This is a genomic window from Nibrella viscosa (assembly GCF_039541875.1).
In the GTDB taxonomy this organism is placed as follows: domain Bacteria; phylum Bacteroidota; class Bacteroidia; order Cytophagales; family Spirosomataceae; genus Nibrella; species Nibrella viscosa.
On sequence record NZ_BAABHB010000001.1, the window covers coordinates 616,207 to 634,436 of the forward strand.

Consider the following 18,230-nt stretch of genomic DNA (forward strand, 5'->3'; position numbering starts at 1 on the left):
TGTGCCAGATATACAGCCCGACCGATCCGTGCAGGATCTGATCGACCAGCGTGACGTAGATATGGAGGCAACCCACAAGCTTATACAGAATGCCCGAACGGCAGATAGCCAAACCAAAAGCGATAAATTACGGTAGAGTATACTCAATACCAAAAGCTATAAGATAGAACCGCGATGACACAAACTATTCTGGGCTCAGGGGGCGCCATAGGTACCAGGTTTTACCGGGCTGGGGTATGCGGGCCCTTGGTGTTTTTGTACCCATCACGAGGGAGTTTTACGAAATGCGCTACCAGTATGATCGCGACTATTTCTTCGATAGCGCAAAGTTTAACGCGCACTTCAACTATAGGCCAACTCCAAACGCCGAAGCGGTAAAATCAACCGTAGCTACCCTTGCGAAAAAAGCGGTTGCCGTGTAAGGAATTTGGCTGGCTGGTTTATCTGTTTTACCAGATAAACGTATGAATTATTCCCAGTTAACCAGGCATATTCGAATCTGGCTAAGTAATCAGGGATAACCGTTTTAAACCGTTAATCCTGGTAGTGTTTCATCTAACTGAAAACTTTCAGATGCGTATCGGTATACTTTTATTCGGAATACTGGTTACCTTAACCCTGCACGCCCAATCTGTAACTGATAGTCTGATGCGTGAGCTGGCACGCACCGAAAAACGTAGGCCTATATTTGTTCGTGATTCGACCCGGTTCCGGCTTTTAGTTGGTTTGGGAGAACAGGTTGAAAATTGGGAACAGGCTAGAAATTATTGGCAAATGGCTATTAATCTGGCTGAAAAGTACAACTGGATAGCTGGCCGTTTAGAAGCTTATCAGGGAATGGGTATGCACTATCGCCGGAAAGGATCCTTTCTGGAAGCGGTTTATTATTTTCAACGTGGACTTCATCTTGCAGAACAGTTCAATGACCAGCGTTACCAGGTGAAGTGTTACCAAACCCTGGGCGTGGCATATAGCGATGCAGGTGATGTGGCCCAAAGCTTGAAAGCCCATTTAACCGCAGCTAAACTTGCCCGCACACTCGACCGCCATCTGTATTTGTCAGCTCTGAATGATATAGGAAACTTATATTTTCACGATAAAAAATATGCCAAAGCGTTGCGGTATTATCAGCAGTGTATCTGGCAAAATCAACCTGTCGATTCTATTCAACAAGTCTGGTTTTTAGTGAATAAAGCAACCACTTTGCAGGAGCTGAATCAACCGGATTCTTCCATCGCCACGTTTCTGCATCTGTTTCGGTTCAGCCGGTATTTTACCAGAGAAGACAGCGTAGAGGCCTATGCCCGACTGGGCCTGCTCTATGTTAAAATAGGTAAAACAGAACAAGGATTAAAATACGGGCTAAAAGCGGAAAGCTTAGCATTAAAAGTTCATAACTACTATCCTCGGTCTCTGGCGAGTCAAGCATTAGTAGAAGCCTATGCAGCGAAGAAGCAATGGGAGAGCGCTTTTTTTTACGGACGCCAGGTGCATATATATCGAGATAGTATACTCTCTCAGGAACAGCGACAACGGTTAGAAGCAGCAAAAGAGGGGTACAAAAGCGAAAAACGTCGTACAGAAAATGAGTACCTCAACGCGAAAATGAGAATTCAACAGCGTGTAAATAAACTATTATGGACCGGGCTGGGACTAATCAGCGTTTTGGGCGGAAGTTTAATTTATGTTAATATTCTGCTTAGAAAACGAGGAAAGGAAATAGAAAATCAGAAAAATGAAATCTCCCGAATGAATAGTTCTTTAGAGCGACGGGTGGAAGTACGGACTGCTGAGCTGCTGCTTGCCAATAAGGAGCTGAAACGTAAAAATAAGGAAATAGAAGAGGCTCTCCTTAAAGGCCAAACGCTGGAACGTAAACGAGTGGCGTCAGAACTACATGACAATTTGGGGGGCACACTCGCTGCCATTCAGTGGTATATAAATTCGCTACTGATTACCGAAGGCGCAAACAGCCAAAATAATTTCAATGACTTATACCATATGGTAGCTCGTGCCTATGGAGAAGTCCGGTTGCTGGCACACCATATGATGCCCGAAGTGCTGGAAAAAGAAGGATTAGAGAACGCACTCCACGAGCTTGCCATTCCAATTAACAAATCAAAACGTCTGCAACTAACGGTCGAAACTGAACCTGTGAGCGCCCACCTGACTACCAGGCAAAAATTTGAATTATACAGCATTGCCCTTGAATTGTGTACAAACATCCTCAAGCATGCACGCGCTACAGAAGCTTATCTACGGCTGAATCGAAATGCTGATGAAGTAATTATGGAAGTGAATGATAACGGCATTGGCATAGACGAGGACATTATAAAGCAAGGTATGGGCCTGAAGAACATTCAAAACCGATTAGATGCAGTCGGTGGACGGTATTCGTTACGCTCTCTAATGGGAGAAGGTACGATGGTTCTTATTTCAATTCCTTATCTAAATTCCCAATCGGGACCGGTGGAAGTAGTGGATCATGAGCCAGAAGAAAGCTGAAGCCCACCAAAGCCAAACCATTCATACCAGGCATTAGATCCTGCCATCCGCGCTCATTTATCTCAAATACATTTTTCTTTTCCTGAATCTGTTTAAGTGTTTGATATAATTTTTTGGGTCGCCAGCGAGGTCTTCTAACCGTTTCTGTCATAATTAAACAAAGACAGCGATATACGTACATTCCGTCTCCGGGCGGAAGGCCATTAATGTGCAATGCTGCCTCTACATGCTCAGGTGCAATACATGGCATCTTCTTATTTCTGATAAGATTCAATAGATACAAAATATATCGATGAAGCATGGATAAAATCGGGTGTTTGTTAGGATAGTTATAAACAGCTAATAACTGAGTACAAAGTAGAGGTTCTGTATCTGATAAAGTTGCCTTTAGGTTTGGAGCTGTGCGTTCTATTATATAGTGGTAAAACGGATTATCTATGTATTTGTTCAACACAAAAAGGAACAGGGCTGGACCAATAAAACCACGCTCCCAATCTTTTTTTAACTGTTCGTATTCTGGTATATCCTGATTATTTGGTTTGGCACCAATCCAAACACTCTTTTGTGCCGTCAGGACAGCAACCTCCCGGCACAAAAAATCAGCTACTTCAATGGCTCCCTGCAACCAGAATGATGTAAAAGCTGATTTTGGTCTTACTAAATCATTACCGCTAAAAAGATTGAAGTCATATTGATAAAAAGAGCCAGGAGTTAAATGAATTGTTTCAAGATCATTAATTTTTTGAGCTTTTTTTAATGCGTCGATCAGTAAGTCGGCAGGAGGTATTCCCGTCGTACCTGAGGGTAGGGTAAGCGCCCAGGCGATTATTACCTCGGCTAGCCAACTACAACGCATTTCCCCAAAACTTTCATCAACAACGGGGTCTTCTGCAAAGCCGATACCCGATAAAATCTTTTTAGTAAAAAGCGGTAATCGATCAATCAAATGATCTCGGATGAAGGGGTATATCTGGAGAATTGTCCAGCTCCCTGTCACAAATTGTCGTTGAGGAAGATACAAAATAATTCGATCACATCTATTTGGATCTTTATTTGAAGGTAGGTATTTAATTAAAAAATGAACATTAACAGCATCTAAATGAGTTATTAATAGATTTGTGACTGATTCTGCCAAATCAGGATATGGATGAAAATAAAACCGGATAAACTGATTTTCAAATGCAAAGCCCGGTTGAATACTATCCGAAAACACGTAGTGGTCCTCTGGAATATTGGTGCGAGGTATATGATTAAATAAAAGAATAGTTTTGTCTTTACTGAGTTTGTTATCTAAGTAACTGCCCGGAGCTACCGTAAACCGGTCAGTGTTTTGTTCAACAAGTGCTTCACCTGTAGTTAACTTTTCCGGGTTTTTCAGATAGGCTACCTTATTCTGCTCTGGACGCTTTTTAAGTGAATAGGTGCGTAGTGGCGGGCCTGGGGATGAGGGCTGGTCAGCAACCGGCGTAAGATCTGACCGGCCTAATACATAGAAAGTCTGATAAAAATATTCCTTAAGTTTATTTATATCCTCAACGGTATCCCCTGACTCCAGGCGAAACAGGGAAAACTCTGAATTGGCAGAACACCAGGATGATAAACTTATCCATTGATTTGGCGCAATAGCTACTTCTAATTCTCCGTCTCTTACTCGTACAAATGTGAGTAATTCACGAATGATCTTTTCAATATACATTTCAAAATGATCTCAAAAGATTTGAATTTAGCAAAACACGAGTCAAAAGAAACTCTACACGCTCGCTAAGTTTATTATTCACTTCTTTGATGGTTCTAGCCTGTGCTGCATCACCTAACAACCGTTCTAAAAGACCTACAGCCGATAGCTTTATGACTTTACAAAACCACTCCTCGAACATCAGGTCAGGTGGTTTCGAGCATACATTTGTATAAGCCCTATAATAGTCCTGGCTGGCCGCCAAGACTATAGCATGGTTAACATTCATTTTCATGTAAGCGTCTAGTATACTCTGGAAAAAACAGGCTGCATCCCAATCGGCATCTCCCCATCCTGCAAATTCCCAATCACATAATTTTACGTTCTGTATGTTGCCTTCTTTGCTTTGAACCAGGAGATTTGTGAAAACTGCATCACCGTGAATCAGTCGGTCTGACTTCCAGGCATAATTTAAATTTTGGAGTACATCACTCAGACCTGATTCTAAAGTTAATGACAGCAACCAGTTTCGTTTTACTGGGGACAATAATTCATGGTTAAAAAAACAAGATAGAAAAGCAATATTATCAGCCAGAAAAGGAGGTTTAAAGAAATAAAAAGGAAGTGTGCTTTTTGTGTTTTTTACAATACAGGTTGCCTGTTGGTGGAAAATAGCTAGAGTCTCTGCAACTTTCCGGGTTAAATTTCCATCTAATAATAATTTTGACAGGGATATGCTATTTTGATTGGATAAACTGATATGTTCTGAAAAAAAATCAGTTATTAAGATTTTATGAATAGGATCGTAGAAAATATATTGTGGGGAAGAATTTTGTAATAAAGCTACTTCTCTAATTATTTTTAGCGTATGAGCTTCATTTGCGATTGTAAATCTTTGGCTGTCAGTAAGTTGGAAAGGTTGTTTGACAAACCAGGATTTCCCATCAGGCCATTCTGCTTTAAATATCCGACGTTGTGTATTAAAATTTATACTTTGAATGGCTTTGGGAACAATACCTACACCATTCCTGCCTATTAGGTAATGGAACAGCCGGTAATTATTAAGCAGATAAGCCATTTTCCTTATGGGAACAGAAATAATCGTTGAGTTTGGTGACCCGTTCTTGGTGAAGATGAGTCTGCAAAGAAACTGGTATCTCTTACGTTTATAAGATCAGCAAATGTTTTGTCATTTTTTATTTCGCTACTGCCTCGCCGTTTATAATATAAACGAGCTGCACTTTTAATACGCAATTGAGTCTGTAGCCTGATATCGCCGTGATCACTTCTGTTATAAATAAAAAAGACACATGGTCCAATCGCTGTCAGGTTCCCGGCAGAGTTCCGTACTACTTTCCCTTTAAGATAGAGTCCAATAACTTCGTTAAAATCAGGATCTAAATCTCCTGCTAACTTGAAAATTGCCGTTTTGTTTTCAATTGCTGCTTTTGTCATACGGCAGTTATTGATGACCAGGAATTCACCGTCGTTATCTATGTAGGCTTCAAAAGAACCGTCTTCGGCGAATTGGGATAAGTCTTGGTCTTGTTCTAACATGGTAAGTGCGTTTTATGGATTTTTTATAGAAAGTGGAGGCTACGAAATTGTATTGCGTATTAGAAGATTACCAGCCCTTGCTTCTATGCAACGGCCTTTCAGAAAATACATACTAAAACTACAAGCTTTTGTGACGAATATTATATGTAAATTTTCTTATATGCAAACTTTTCCGTTATTTTCTGTAGTTATTAGGTGTTCTGCTATTTGTTTAAGCACGTATATGCAAAGTAAAATCTCACCTGCCCTGTTTTCGTTATATTTGGGTAATTCTATTAGAACCTCATCTATGCGTATCTGGCTTGTGTGTTGCCTATGCTGGAGCCTGAAAATAAATCAGGGTTGGGCGCAGACGCGTAGAATCACGCCTGTTGCTGTAAAGCCTGTGCCCACACCGCCGAAGAGCACTACCTTTACCATTGGTGCCAAAGACGAATCGACGCAGACGGACCTGGCCGCAACCTACAGCATTCAGGCGGTGCTGGCTAAAAAATATTACAAAGGCACCAGTAAACCCGGAAAACCCTACTCGTTTGCGCTCGAACGCAGCGATACCCTGGTGGTGACCACGCGGGTGCCGGGCTACGACACTATCGAAGAGGTGATGGTGGTGTCCTGCGATACCTGCGGCATGTACGAACATATCGCCCTGATGGAAAAAGAATCGGCGGTGTTTACCGACCTGCGGGCCAACCAGACCATCCGGCTCGACAATGTGTATTTCGATCAGGGCAGTTATGTTTTGCGTAAGGACTCCCATTTGCAGCTCGATAAACTGCTGAACACGCTGCGAGCCAATCCGAACCTGAAAATTGAGATTGGCGGCCATACTGATAATGTGGGCGACCGGCGGCTGAACCTGCTTTTGTCGGAACACCGGGCGAAGGTAATCGCCAACTACCTTATCAGCAAAGGTATAGCCGAGAGCAGGCTGCGGTACGTGGGCTACGGCGATGCCCGGCCTATTGCCCCCAATGACGTGGAAGCGAATAAGGAAAAGAACCGGCGCGTCGAGTTTCTGGTGCTGGAAAACTGATTCACGAAACCTGATTTACCCCAATGTCCGGATCGGCTACTCTTCGGTTTGCGGGCGTATACGCGCTCCTGACCAGCCTGGAAATTGTTGGCGAGACCCTGCCCGTCAAACTGCTGCATTACGGCTGCAAGCCCCTGCTGATGCTTTCCCTGCTTGTCTATCTGTACACAAGCCGGCCGAAAGAGGGCATGACCCGCTCCCTGCGCTGGATAGTCGCCGGGCTGTTTTTTGCCCTGGCCGGCGATGTATTTCTGATGATTCGGGAGGTAGATCTGTTTGCCCCCGGACTGGCCTCGTTTCTGCTGATGCAGTTGTGTTACATCGCAGCGTTTCGTATATCAATTCGGGAGGGAGGCAAGGTGCTCTCCCTGCGGCAGGTTGTCAGTAAGGCGTTGCCGTTTGTGATTTATCTCGCTGTTTTTCTGTATTTCCTATATACTCCGTTGATGCGAAACCCGGCTACGGCTTCTTTGTGGGTACCGGTGGTGGTGTATGTCCTGTGCATAAGCAGCATGGGTATACTGGCAACCTTACGCCGGGGTTCGGTTCCGGCAGCCAGTTACCGCCGGGTTTTAGCAGGAGCTCTGCTTTTCATGCTGTCCGACTCGCTCATAGCTATCAACAAATTCATGGTGCCGGTGCCGGCCGGTGCCCTGCTGGTCATGAGCACCTACGCGGCTGCCCAGTACGGTATCGTGACGGGAATGCTTGTTTCCGCTTTCGCCGGGTGGCAAAAGAAATCCTCTGGTTTGCAACACTTTTTTCTGAATATGAAGCCTATACGAAATCGACTTCCCGGCTTCAAAGCTACCTGCATCCTGGTTGGTGTTCTTAATATAATTTTCGCGGGCAGCATGTTCGCTCAGGGCGTCATAAAAAGCATGGCGCAGTTCAAGGTGCCATCTGTTGTGCTGGCATCACCGCATTATGAAGATGCTATGTTCTTTGTTTTTCTGCACATGTTCATGATCGGGGCGCTTGTCATTATGATCGGTATACTGGCCGAAGACCCGCTTAAAAAAGTATGGGTCGCCAGGGCGCTTGTGCTCATGCACCTCGTTTATGCTTACTTCGACATCCGGAGTTCCGATACCTATTTCGGTAATGCCTTGTACCAGGGGCCTTCGTCTGTCGTTCCCGTTTACATCGACCTGTTTTATGTGGTGCTGTTCCTCCGGCTCAGCTTTGCTCGGGAGCAGCAGGAAGTTGTGCCGGTGACTGGCAGGCGCAAACAGAAGCTGACTCGTCTTTCGTGAATAGCACTCGGTACCGCACGAAATCTGCTACCAAAGATATGGGTTAAGGCTGATAATGATGAGGCCGGGCACATCGTTGGCCTGCCGCTGCCGAACAATAAGGTTACTTACGTGTTTTGGGATAACGATCAGTAACCTATCCCATATGCAGCGGAGAAAGAGGCCCTTTTACATCATTACACACCGGTCAAATACAATCAAAGACACACAGGACGCCTTACGTCTGGGTGCCAACGCCATCGAGCTCGACATCTGTCACCATGAAGGACACTATTATGTATCCCACTCTGCCCCCCTTACCTACGAGGGTACTCCTACAGTTGCGGAGTATCTGGACGGGCTTAGCGAACTCCTTCGGACCCATAGGTATAACCTGGCACTCGCCATTTTTGATTTAAAACACAATGATTTTGACATTGATGATCTGGTATCGGTTATCCGGCAGCACCTTACCGGAGACATTGGCGAAGGCGTGACGATTCTGCTGACGCATGCCGACGATGAGAATTTTATAAAGAGCTATTCGGGGCAATACCCGAATGTGGGTGTGGGCGTCGACGAATCAAACCTGACCCCGGCCGAGCTGGAACAAATTTTCCTACAGGCCGGTCAGCAGAACTTTTCCTATGCCGACGGAATTACCACCTTTCTGGATAAACCCGACGTGTTTGCCAATGTCACAGCCGCACAGGATTGTGCATTCCGGAACGAACCGAACAGCTTTGCCCTTATTTACACCTGGGTGCTGATGCTGGAAGACTCTATGCGTAAATACCTCGACGCCTATGTTGACGGTATCTTTGTTGACCCGCCATACATCGAAAAGCTCCGGAATCTCGTCACCGCAGCCCCGTACGATGCCGTGTATGAACTGGCTCAAAATGGACACAATCCGTACACTGCTACCCGCCTGCCCAAATACAAATTGCGGATAAAAACAAGTGATACCCTGCTGGCCGGCTCCGATGCCTTTTATGTGTTTACGCTTACCGGCACGGCCGGAACGTTGTGTAGCCTGCCGTTTAACAGTAACCTGGGTGGGCGGCTGAACCGCGATACCGAAACCTGCATCCGGCTGGAAGGCCTGGATATCGGCGAAATCCGGAGTCTGACTATTGAACCGCTCACCAGCGACTTTTCGTCCGACTGGCTACCCGAAGCCATTGTTGTCGAAAGCAAGTGGCTCGACCAACCGGTAACCTTCGTATATAACACCGACGGCTCGTCTGAACAATGGATTACAAAGGAGGATGGTGCCGTAACCCGGTTGCCGCTGGTATAGTCCAGACGCATCACCGCAGCCCGTTGGCTTATCCGCCTTTAATTAGACCGGGCCGGCCGGATTTGCAGCGGGGTCGCCAGGGAGCCCGGACCCCTGATGCGGTATGCATTGCGGTGAATGACCGTACGTATGGGCCGGCGCTGCTGGAGCAGTGCTATGCCGGTTATCGTATCTGTTCTGGATTGGGTATAGAAACCAAACGAGTTATCGATAACGGTTAGGTCGTTGCCCACGCCCTCGCCAACTACCCCGTAGCGCAGGCTGAAGTCGGAGCGGTTACCCCTGATCTGGACATACCCCTTTTTGGCCATTAGCGGATCAATATAGAACATCTGGTAAGGGTAGCCGGTTGGCGCCGACGCTGCCTGACCGGCTACCGTTCTGGAAGCCGGCCCTGCGGTGTAGACATTGTTTTCCCAGCTATGGTTGTAGCCGCCATAGGACCAGAACGGCGTCCAGCAGCGGCCCTGTACCCGGTTGCCTGCCACCCGCATGTGCCTTCCCCGGAGCTGAATACCCACGTAGCAATCAACAATGGTATTGTCTTCGATCAGGATATGCTCCGAGCCACCGTGCGAGCCGATGCCCATGTTCTGTCCCTGAGCAAACAGGTTCTGGCCCCGCTCGTCCAGGCCCGAACCAACGACCCTATTCTGGTGTACCCAACCGTAGCGGGCCGGCCCCGACCCGCTGCCCCAGGCGCTGAAGTCGGCGAGTTTTCGGTTGTTGCGGGAATGAACCTGATAAATATTGGTGTACATACCCCCGTATACTACGATGCCGTAGCCTTCACCGCCCAGGTTAGAACCTGATACGGCTCCGTGGTGGATTTTGGTATTGTAGCAGGCATAGAGCAGAATACCGGCCTTCTGTCCGTTCCCGATCCGGAAGCGCTGAATCTCCGCGTTGACGTAATGCCATACCGACAGGTTGATGTTCCGGTTACCACCGCCCTGCCGGCGAATAGCCACATCGGTCAAGCGGAAGGCAACGGGCCGGTAGGCCGATACGGTCACGGTTTCGGCGGGTACGTCGTAGCTATCCTGCAACGTATCTTTCAGCGTAACCGACGTACCCTGAACAGCCCGGATCAGGTGAACCTCCCCGGCATTGTTGCCACCCAGCTCCCAGATTCGGGAGCTGGTCAGGGTAAGGAGCATACCCGCAACCAGTCCACCGGTGTTGGTAAGCGTTATGGTTCGGGCACCGATGCGGGCACTGCGGGCAAGCCGGCTTTGGTGCGCCGTAGCCGGATTCTCTGCCCTGACCGCTTCTTCGTCGGGCCGACCAGCCGGAAACAGCAGCGTAGCCGTTTTGCCCGGCTGCGTAGACGCAAACTGCACAGAACCGGTCAGGCTGAGGGGTTGGCTGATGAAGTAAGTTCGGGGCTCCAGCCGTACGGCTTTACCGGCCGTCTGGCAGCGGTGAATGTAATGCACCAGCGCGGTATAATCGTCCGTCACGCCATCACCCCGCATGCCCTCGTAACCTCCAGGATTTCTTGGGGGGAGCATCGCCACCAGATTCCCAAGCAGGAGCCATGTCCAGATCAGTTGCGTCATTTACAGAATACATGAGTACGAATGTACAGGTTACCTGATTGAACAGGTGTACTTTTTCGTTACTTTTATCGCATTAAACGCTGCTAATATACCACCCCGTCCGTTCCGGCCTTCCAGAAGGTCTGGATGTTTAGTGTCCAAAGCGTGAACGGCTCCACCGAATTACCGCAGGCAGGTAGTCGGTCTTCACTTCCATTTTCAATTCTGTTAGCAGCATGACAATCCATACAGATTCTATAATTGCCATTTTGGGTGGTTCGGGTAAAGCCGGGCGACCCCTGGTTACCGAAACCCTGGCAGCGGGCTACCGGGTGCGCCTGCTGTTGCGCCAGCCGCAGGCGTTTAACCTAACGCATGAGCGGCTGGACGTTATCCAGGGTGACGTCCGCGATCCTGATTCGCTGTTTTCGTTACTTCAGGGAAGTACTGCCTTGTTAAGTACACTGGGCCATACCAGGGGAGAAGTTACCCCCACGATAGCTATTGCCACCAGCAACTATGTAGCGGCAATGGAGCAGCTTGGCGTGAGCCGGTGCGTGGTGGTAACGAGTCTGTTTGCTACGGGCCATGAGCAAGTGGACGAAAAGACGCAGCAGGCCGCTGAGTATATGCAGCAGCACTACCCCTTGTTCATGGACGATCGGCGGCTTGAGTTCAGGTTGCTTTCCGAAAGCAGGCTGGACTGGACGTATGTACGGGTGCCGCTCATTGTCCAGCAGCCGGCAGTGGGCGGTGTGGTGGTTAATCTGAACCACCTGCCGGGGCAACAGATTACGGCCGTTGACTTGGCCCGGTTTCTGATCAGCCAGCTTACCGACACGCGTTACATCCGACAAGCGCCGTTTATCGCCAGTAGACCGGAGTGAACAGGTAGTTTATAATGAGAAGAGGAAGGCCGGTATTATGCTGGCCTTCCCTATATTCGTGTACATCCATTCCTGCTACTGCCCCATGAAACACATTCGTCTCTTCCTGCTGTTGTTGGGGCTGTTTGCGCCGGCGACAAGTTGGCCCCAACCGGCCTACACCCAGCCGGAGGTTGATGTCCTGCACTACCAGTTTTCGCTGACCCTATCCGACAGCAGTAATCAGATACAGGGTGAGGTCACCATTCGGTTTAACCGGCAGCCGCAGCGGGATTCTGTCTGGTTCGATCTGGTAGGGAGGAGCGCCGATACGTCCCGCTACGGTATGCGCGTTAAAGCGGTACGACTGGGTGAGAACCAGTCTGTGCCCTTTACCCACCGCAGCAATCGGGTGTTCGTAAGCCTGCCAAAAACCAATTCCGGCCAGCAGGAGATCACCATTTCCTACGAAGGCGTTCCGGCTAAGGGGCTAATCATCAGCCGGAACAAGTTTGGGGAGCGCACCTTTTTTGGGGATAACTGGCCCAACAACGCCCGCTACTGGCTTGCCGTGGTTGATCATCCGTCCGATAAGGCCACCTGTGCGTTTCGGGTGACCGCTCCGGCCCATTACCGGGTGATTGCCAACGGTAAATTAGTTGCCCAGCAGGACCTGCCCGATAACCGGCGGCTGACGCACTGGCACGAGTCGGTACCCATCCCCACCAAGGTAATGGTGATTGGGGCGGCTCGTTTTGCGGTTGAGCCGGTGGGGCAGGTCGACGGCATACCTGTCGAAAGCTGGCTCTTTCCGAACGACAGCAGCCGGGGCGTTGTCGACTACCGGCCGGCAAAGGATATTCTTGCCTATTTTGTCGAATACATTGGTCCGTTTCCGTATGAGAAACTGGCCAATGTCCAGTCGAAGACCAGCTTCGGCGGCATGGAAAACGCCAGTTGTATTTTCTACAACGAAAAAATGATTGCGGGCCGGCAGAACCTGCCGATCGAGCGGGTGGTAGCGCACGAAATTGCGCACCAGTGGTTTGGCGATTCGGCCACCGAAGCCGACTGGTCTCAGATCTGGCTCAGCGAAGGCTTTGCCACCTACTGTTCGCTGCTATACCTCGAACATGCTTATGGCCGCGACACCCTAAACCGCTACCTGAATGAAGACAAAGGCCAGATTTTCAGGTTTGTTGCGCAGCGGCCGGGTAGTACGGTCGTGCAGACCAGCACGCGGGACCTGACGGCCCTGCTCAATCCGAATTCGTACCAGAAAGGGGGCTGGGTGTTGCACATGCTGCGCTACGAACTCGGCGACGATGCGTTCCGGCGGGGTATCCGGGCCTATTACCAGCGCTTCCGCGACGGCAACGCCCGCACCAGCGACTTCCAGGCCATCATGGAGCAGGTGGCCGGCCGCTCGCTGAACCAGTTCTTTCGGCAGTGGCTCTATGAGCCCGCTTATCCGGTGGTGACCTGGACCTGGCAGTATAACCCCGCTAAAAAAGCGGTGGTCATTACCGCGCAGCAGAAACCGGCTGTTCAGGGTGCAACGGCCCGGAAGCCGTTTGCGTTGCCGCTGGTATTTAGCTTTCTGGATGCAGCGGGCCGGGAGGTGTTCCGGTCGGGCCGGCTGCGGTTTAGCCGGTCAACCCAGCAATTTACCATTCCGGTACGCCAGAAACCGGCAACCATCGTGCCTGATCCCGATAATGGGGTGTTAATGAAGATCAGTAGATTGTAACCTGGCGCATTCGACCGAGGGCTGACGTATAATTGCTACCGGACTATCGGCTTTCTGAAACCGTACAAGAAACAGACGTACAACCAAGCTGATCAGCTATCGACGCAAATGGCCCGCATCATGAAGGCGATGCTGGTCAAGCAGACAAATAGTAGTGTCTATGTCTTTTTGCTGAAAAAATGAGTTCAGGTTGCAGGGATTTCTATACCACTATCTCAGAAAGAAATTACCTACGAGAAATACGCCCTCTGAATCGGAGGAAGTTATTTCTTTGAAAATGGCTTCAGGCTCTTTTAGTTTAATTATCATTCTATTAACTTGGTCAGCAGGAAGGTGAATGCGCTTGCCTACATAAAAAATTCCCGTAAACGAATAGGAGAGCCATAATTATGATTTATAAAGCTACTCCTGTTCTTCCGGATTCAGCCGTTTCGCGTCCTTAGCTACATCTACATATTATTCTACCTATCTCATGAAATTAAATCACTTCACCGTTATTCTTCTGCTGATAACTTTACTACTAAGCGCATGTTCAACAACCAGGATGAATTTTGTCAATTCGTCTATCGTACCTGCCGCTGGGGGCAAAGCGACTGTAAAAAAGGATAAGAATAAAAACTTCGTAATCGAGGTCGACATTTTTAATTTGGCAGAACCTCAAAAACTTACTCCGTCTAAAGGGGCATACCTGGTTTGGATGGAATCGACGGGAAATTCAGTTAAGAAACTGGGGCAAATCGTTTCCGCTTCCGGTACTTTTTCCAAAGCATTAAAGGGGAGTTTGAGAGCAACTACGATTGCTGAACCGCTCCGTATCTTTATTACGGCCGAAGATGATGTTACTATTCAATATCCGGTTGGACAAACGGTTCTGACGACGCAAAGCCGTAATTATGAATAGCCCAACTGAAGGGGGAGCATAAACAAGCCTGGGGTATCCCATCTCTGATCACTAAGTAGATAGATTCAGCCAGCACCGTATTCAGTCCAGAACACGGTCTGAGTCGTAGCCCCTATTTTACCATCCCATTTTTTTAAGCTCTCCTGATTTGCGTAATTACCTGCATGCTGAGCGAGTAAAATCGTACAAGAATACCTTACCTTTCAACTAAAATCACTGGATTTTAAGTCTTAATTTCCTTAAACGTCTGCGGCTATGCTGGTCAATAATCCCAAAATTCCGAGAACCAACCGTACGGATTCGCTCACCCGATTCAGTCTGATGATCCGGGACCGTTTCAGCCTGGAAGAAGATAAAGCCGACGAAGCGGGTATCATTCAGTCTATTAGCCGAGGCATTGAGTTCCGGGGCGTTAACCTGTGGACACTTATTTTTGCCATCTTCATTGCTTCCATAGGCCTCAATGTCAATTCTACGGCGGTCATTATCGGGGCCATGCTGATTTCCCCGTTAATGGGGCCGATCATGGGAGTTGGTTTAGGCATTGGTATCAATGATTTAGCGTTGATTCAGCGGGCCCTGAAAAACCTGAGCATCGCTGTTTTTATTAGTCTGTTGACATCAACTCTTTACTTTTTTATCAGTCCGCTGCACATTGCCCAGTCTGAGTTACTGGCTCGTACCTCACCTACCGTCTGGGATGCGTTTATCGCTTTTTTTGGCGGTCTGGCGGGTATTGTCGCGGGATCGCGCCGGGAAAAAGTAACCAACGTGATTCCTGGCGTGGCTATTGCTACAGCACTCATGCCTCCGCTCTGCACGGCCGGTTATGGCCTGTCGATTGGGAATCTGTATTATTTTGCCGGCGCGTTTTACCTGTTTCTCATTAATAGTGTCTGTATCAGCTTATCTACCTTTCTGATTGTTCGGTTTTTAAACTTTCAGCAGAAAGAGTACCCTTCTCCTGATGTGGAACACCGGGTTCGGAATACCATCTGGGTTGCTGTCCTGATTGTAGTCGTACCCAGTAGTTATCTGGGGTATCAGATTGTCCGCAAAACAATTTTTGAGCAGTCAGCTAAACGCTTTGTAACGGCCGAATGTAATTTTAAGTATCGGCAGGTGATCATTTATAACGCCCGCTTTAACCGCCAGCAAAGTACCTTAGAACTCTCGCTGATCGGAGAACCCCTTCCAACCGATTCAATCAATCTGTTACGGGCCAAAATGCCTGCTTATGGCCTGGATAAGACCAACCTGGTGGTGAAACAGGGTAATCTCAAAGATACAGAAATTGATGTAGATGCGCTGAAAACGACATTGGCCAATCAGGTCATTCAATACAGCCAGTTCACCATTGCCCAAAAAGACCGCACCATCGACTCCTTGCGGAGGTACATTAATTTAACCCAAACCTCGCACTTACCCGTATCGGATCTTAGAAACGAACTGAAAACTCTCATGCCTGATGTGCAGACGTTTAGCGCTGCCCGGTCCCTGGTGATGAACGCCAGCAGTAACAAACCCGATACGGTCATGCTGGTTTACGCTAAATTTTTCCGCAAGCATAAAGTGGGGGAAAAACGACGGATTGAGCGGTGGCTGCAAACCCGTACCCAAAGCAAGCGCATTAAATTGGTAATAGAATGAGCAAGCGCTGTAAGCGTATCTGTGGACTGTAGACATGACGGCCAGACTACTATATATTGAAGATGACAAACGCATTGTCGAGGCCACCCGGAAAGGCTTAACAAAGGAAGGGTTCGAGGTTGAGATAGCATATGATGGCGTAGCAGGCAGCCGGCTGGCCAGTACGTACCCGTATGACCTTATTCTGCTGGACATTAACTTACCGCTAATGAACGGATTTGAGGTATGTGACGCCATTCGGCAACGCGGCATCGCTACGCCCATCCTGATGCTTACCGCTTTAGGCGATATTGATGACCGGGTCAAGGGACTTAATCAGGGTGCCGACGGGTATCTGGTCAAGCCGTTTAACTTTCGTGAACTTCTAGCCCGCATCCACGCCCTCCTGCGTCGCTCCAAGATGGCGTATGAGCAGAACGCCGAACTGCTGCGCGAAGCGGACCTGGAAATGAATTTGATTGCCAAGACTGTTTCGCGAAACGGCCAGGTAATAAAACTAACCGCCCGTGAATACGAGATGCTTGAATACATGCTTCGGAACAAAGGGCGGGTGCTATCCAAAATAGATATAGCCGAGAGCATCTGGGACATGAATGCCGACACCAATCCCAACGTCATCGAGGTGTTCATCAACTATCTGCGCAAAAAAATTGATCACGATTTTGAGCCTAAACTGATTCATACAAAACGCGGCTTAGGGTACGTACTCCACGCGGAATAAGCCATGAAGATCCGGCACAAAATAGCGGTACAATTTACGGTACTGGTTGCCGTCATCTTATTGGTATTCTGTGTCGTGTTACATTGGACGGCCGAAACCCAGCGTCAGCAGAATATCTACTCGCTGCTTCAGCGCCGGGCCGCCACCACCGCCCGACTGCTGGTAGACGTTCGCGAGTTTGATGCGAATCTGTTGCGTCTGCTGGATAAAAACTCGGCGGCCAAATTGCCCAACGAAGAAACGTTTGTGTTTGATTATAAAGACCGGCTCATTTTCGCAACCGCCAATCGAAGGCCTGCCTACCTCACTAAACACCTGGCCGACGACATCCGGATCAATCGCACCGTAACCTTCCAGGATGGTGGCCAGGAAGTGGTCGGGATTATCTTCACGGGTCAGTATGACCGGTTTGTGGTGGTGGCAGCCGCCACGGACACCGCCGGCCGGCTACAGGTACGTAAACTCGCTCGTACACTCACCATCGGCTTCTGGATAGGCATTCTGCTGACCGTCGGTTTGTCCGTCCTGTTTGCCCGGCAGTCGCTGCGGCCTTTCCAGCGGATTAATCAGCAGATCGCCTTTATCACGGCCAGGAATCTGAGCTGGCGCATCGCTGAAGGAAGTAATCGGGACGAAATCGCCGATCTGGCCACCAATTTCAACCAGATGCTCCGGCGGCTCGAGCAGGCCTTCCGGCAGCAGAAACAATTCGTATCGCACGCGTCGCACGAACTGCGTACGCCCCTGTCGGCCATGAAAACCGAAATCCAGGTAGGCCTTGAACAACCCCATTCCCTTGAGGAACACCGGCAGATTCTGGCTAACTTACAAAACGATACCGAACGGCTCATCGACTTGTCAAACGGACTGCTTCAACTGGCGCGGCTAACCGATAATACAGTCGAGGCATTGGCGTTCGAGCCGCTCCATCTGGAAGAAGTCCTGCTGGACGCCCGGCAGGAAGTAAAGCAGTCCAATGCATCATGTCGGATTACGTTTGACTATGCGCAATTGCCGGAAGACAACAGCAGCACCCTGGTTCAGGGGAACGCAACATTGCTGAAAAACGCCGTTGTCAACCTGCTGTCCAACGCCTGCAAATACAGCCCCGACCGGCAGGCTGAATTGCTGCTGGGCTTTGATGCCACCCATTGCATCGTTACAGTCAGAGACAAGGGTATTGGCATTGCCGCAGAGGACCTGCCCCACATCTTCGAGCTATTTTACCGCGCCCAGCACACACCGGTCCAGTCCGGAGGTTTCGGCGCTGGCCTCTCAGTGACCCATCGGATCGTCGAACTGCACAAGGGTACGATCGACGTCAAAAGTACCCTGCACCAGGGCTCTGAGTTCACCATCCGCCTGCCCCGGAGCTGATTTTTAAGTCTGGCCGCCACTTTCTTAAAAGCGCTCTAAGTTTCCATTAAGCTACCCTTAAGATTCATATGTTATATTGATAGTGTTAAAGTTATGTTTCACACTTAAATAAT

Annotated in this window: 15 protein-coding genes; 11 read left to right on the forward strand and 4 right to left on the reverse strand. The window is 48.8% G+C overall.

Annotation, left to right across the window (positions count from 1 at the left end; genetic code table 11):
* Positions 1–236 precede the first annotated feature (236 nt).
* Together ABD931_RS02650 and ABD931_RS02655 are read left to right on the forward strand one after the other, a co-directional pair.
* Positions 237–422, forward strand: coding sequence for a hypothetical protein (locus ABD931_RS02650; RefSeq protein ID WP_345263661.1), 186 nt, complete (start codon positions 237–239; stop codon positions 420–422).
* A gap of 226 nt (positions 423–648) precedes the next feature.
* Positions 649–2,505 (forward strand): tetratricopeptide repeat-containing sensor histidine kinase, encoded by a 1,857-nt coding sequence (locus ABD931_RS02655; protein WP_345263663.1) that lies wholly within the window; start codon positions 649–651, stop codon positions 2,503–2,505.
* Here the strand turns inward: ABD931_RS02655 and ABD931_RS02660 are convergent.
* The 3 genes from ABD931_RS02660 to ABD931_RS02670 are packed head-to-tail and all read right to left on the reverse strand — an operon-like array spanning position 2,432 to position 5,737.
* On the reverse strand, positions 2,432–4,201 hold the full coding sequence (locus tag ABD931_RS02660; RefSeq protein ID WP_345263665.1) for a T3SS effector HopA1 family protein: 1,770 nt from the start codon (positions 4,199–4,201) through the stop codon (positions 2,432–2,434). The genes ABD931_RS02655 and ABD931_RS02660 overlap by 74 nt on opposite strands.
* Before the next feature lies 1 nt (position 4,202).
* Positions 4,203–5,258: a hypothetical protein gene (locus tag ABD931_RS02665; RefSeq protein WP_345263667.1), complete on the reverse strand. Its 1,056-nt coding sequence runs from the start codon at positions 5,256–5,258 to the stop codon at positions 4,203–4,205.
* A gap of 5 nt (positions 5,259–5,263) precedes the next feature.
* On the reverse strand, positions 5,264–5,737 hold the full coding sequence (locus ABD931_RS02670; protein ID WP_345263669.1) for a hypothetical protein: 474 nt from the start codon (positions 5,735–5,737) through the stop codon (positions 5,264–5,266).
* 289 nt (positions 5,738–6,026) lie between these two features.
* Here ABD931_RS02670 and ABD931_RS02675 point away from each other — a divergent pair, with 289 nt between their 5' ends.
* The 3 genes from ABD931_RS02675 to ABD931_RS02685 all read left to right on the forward strand — a co-directional run bounded on the left by ABD931_RS02675 (position 6,027) and on the right by ABD931_RS02685 (position 9,311).
* Positions 6,027–6,773 (forward strand): OmpA family protein, encoded by a 747-nt coding sequence (locus ABD931_RS02675; protein WP_345263671.1) that lies wholly within the window; start codon positions 6,027–6,029, stop codon positions 6,771–6,773.
* A gap of 23 nt (positions 6,774–6,796) precedes the next feature.
* Positions 6,797–8,029 carry a lysoplasmalogenase gene (locus ABD931_RS02680; RefSeq protein WP_345263673.1) on the forward strand — a complete coding sequence of 411 codons (1,233 nt, stop codon included), beginning with the start codon at positions 6,797–6,799 and terminating at the stop codon, positions 8,027–8,029.
* Positions 8,030–8,174: 145 nt separating this feature from the next.
* The gene (locus ABD931_RS02685) at positions 8,175–9,311 is read left to right on the forward strand and encodes a hypothetical protein (protein WP_345263675.1); all 1,137 of its coding nucleotides are present in this window, start codon (positions 8,175–8,177) and stop codon (positions 9,309–9,311) included.
* A gap of 38 nt (positions 9,312–9,349) precedes the next feature.
* On the opposite strand, the gene ABD931_RS02690 is transcribed toward ABD931_RS02685, so the two are convergent.
* On the reverse strand, positions 9,350–10,873 hold the full coding sequence (locus ABD931_RS02690) for a hypothetical protein (RefSeq protein ID WP_345263677.1): 1,524 nt from the start codon (positions 10,871–10,873) through the stop codon (positions 9,350–9,352).
* Positions 10,874–11,088: 215 nt separating this feature from the next.
* Between ABD931_RS02690 and ABD931_RS02695 the strand changes: the two genes are divergently transcribed.
* The 6 genes from ABD931_RS02695 to ABD931_RS02720 all read left to right on the forward strand — a co-directional run bounded on the left by ABD931_RS02695 (position 11,089) and on the right by ABD931_RS02720 (position 18,117).
* Positions 11,089–11,739, forward strand: a complete 651-nt coding sequence (locus tag ABD931_RS02695; protein ID WP_345263679.1) for an NAD(P)-dependent oxidoreductase — start codon at positions 11,089–11,091, stop codon at positions 11,737–11,739.
* An 85-nt stretch (positions 11,740–11,824) separates the two neighbouring features.
* Complete coding sequence (locus ABD931_RS02700; protein WP_345263681.1) at positions 11,825–13,468, forward strand: M1 family metallopeptidase; 1,644 nt, start codon at positions 11,825–11,827, stop codon at positions 13,466–13,468.
* Positions 13,469–13,940: 472 nt separating this feature from the next.
* Positions 13,941–14,369 carry a hypothetical protein gene (locus ABD931_RS02705; RefSeq protein WP_345263683.1) on the forward strand — a complete coding sequence of 143 codons (429 nt, stop codon included), beginning with the start codon at positions 13,941–13,943 and terminating at the stop codon, positions 14,367–14,369.
* A 255-nt stretch (positions 14,370–14,624) separates the two neighbouring features.
* Positions 14,625–16,019, forward strand: a complete 1,395-nt coding sequence (locus ABD931_RS02710) for a DUF389 domain-containing protein (protein ID WP_345263685.1) — start codon at positions 14,625–14,627, stop codon at positions 16,017–16,019.
* A 34-nt stretch (positions 16,020–16,053) separates the two neighbouring features.
* Positions 16,054–16,740, forward strand: coding sequence for a response regulator transcription factor (locus ABD931_RS02715; RefSeq protein WP_345263687.1), 687 nt, complete (start codon positions 16,054–16,056; stop codon positions 16,738–16,740).
* A gap of 3 nt (positions 16,741–16,743) precedes the next feature.
* Entirely contained in the window at positions 16,744–18,117 is a 1,374-nt protein-coding gene (locus ABD931_RS02720; RefSeq protein ID WP_345263689.1) for a sensor histidine kinase, read from the forward strand.
* The last annotated feature ends 113 nt before the right edge of the window (positions 18,118–18,230 follow it).